The organism is Paraburkholderia sp. GAS32 (assembly GCF_050434225.1).
In the GTDB taxonomy this organism is placed as follows: domain Bacteria; phylum Pseudomonadota; class Gammaproteobacteria; order Burkholderiales; family Burkholderiaceae; genus Paraburkholderia; species Paraburkholderia madseniana.
In genome coordinates this window covers 1-1,392 of sequence record NZ_JBNPVS010000130.1, presented here as the reverse complement: position 1 = coordinate 1,392, position 1,392 = coordinate 1, and the positions used below count along the sequence as shown (strand labels likewise).

Annotated in this window: 1 protein-coding gene and 1 pseudogene; both read left to right on the top strand. The window is 63.6% G+C overall.

The features are described from left to right. Positions 1-696: pseudogene (locus P3T25_RS48525) on the top strand (multicopper oxidase domain-containing protein); the annotation flags it as partial. Between the two features lie 10 nt (positions 697-706). Next, on the top strand, positions 707-1,392 hold a 686-nt coding region (locus P3T25_RS48520), incomplete at its 3' end, for a multicopper oxidase domain-containing protein (RefSeq protein ID WP_429364881.1).

Here is a 1,392-nt window from a genome sequence, read left to right as displayed (position 1 = left end):
GCGTGTGGCAACGACATTCTGTGCACGACACCGCTGCCGCCGGCGAACGGCGTGGCCCACTTGAACAATAAGAGCGGTACGCCGACGCTGTACGCGTACAACGACGGCGACGGTTCGACCGCCTACGACGTCGAGTATCCGGTGCAGATACACGGCTTCGATCCGAACTTCCACTTCATCGGCATGACGTTCAATCCGGAGCCGTTCACCGACATGAAGGACAAGCTCTTCATGTTGAACGGACGCAGCTACCCGGACACCGTGAATCCGAACCCGCTGTCGACACAGGTCGCCGACGGCACACCGCACTTTTCGCAACCGCTGCCGACGCTGATCAACATTCCGGCGGGCGGCAGGGCGCTGCTGCGGATCTCGGATCTGGACGTCACTGAGTTTCAGACGCTGGCGTCGCTGGGCATTCCGATGCACGTAGTCGGTGTCAACGCCCGCTTGCTGCGCGACATGTCCGGCAACGACCTGACCTACAACACGAACTCGATCACGTTGGGGGGCGGCGAATCGATCGATGTGATCCTCGACGCCAGCGACACGACGAAATATAAGCCGGGTGCGATCTATTACCTGTACACGCCGAATCTCGATCACCTGGCCAACGACCAGGAGAACTTTGGCGGCTTGATGACCGAGGTCCACATTTGCAACGCAGTGGACCCGACCAAGAAGTCCTGCACCTAGGAGAAGAGCCGTGGGACACATCAATCACACCACATGGATCGCCACGCTCGCGCGCCTTGGGCGTCTTGCACGGTTCGGCGCGGCGATGCTCGCCACGCTCGTCTGCATGCACGCGCAAGCCGCCGCGCCCGGCATCACGGGGACGCACTTCGATTTGAGTGCCGAGGCGAACCGTATTACCCAGCCCGACGGCGTGAGCATTTATTCGTGGGGCTATGGATGCCGCACGGCGCCGTCCGGCTTTTCGCCATCCACGATCGCGGGCGCGAACTGTCCGAGCATGCAGATTCCCGGTCCGACGCTGATCGTGAAGCAGGGCGACGTCGTCACCGTGACGCTCACCAATAACCTGCCGGCGGCGGCGGGCAACACGTCGATCCTCTTTCCGGGATTCCAGGTCTGCGCCGCGGTGCTGAACCCCGACGGGACCTGTCCTGCCGCGCTCACCGGCTCGCCGGGATTGCTGACCCGCGAGGCTGCCCACGGCAGCACGGTCACGTATAGCTTCGTCGCGGCGACGCCTGGCACGCATGCCTACTACAGCGGCACGCAGGGCGATCTGCAGATCGAGATGGGCCTGTATGGCGCGATCATCGTTTTGCCGACCTCCTCGCCCGGCACGGTTGCGGTGCCTACTGGTTGTCGCGCGGTCGCGGCGACGCTGCCGGACGGGCAGCCGGACTTCCGCAATGCCGG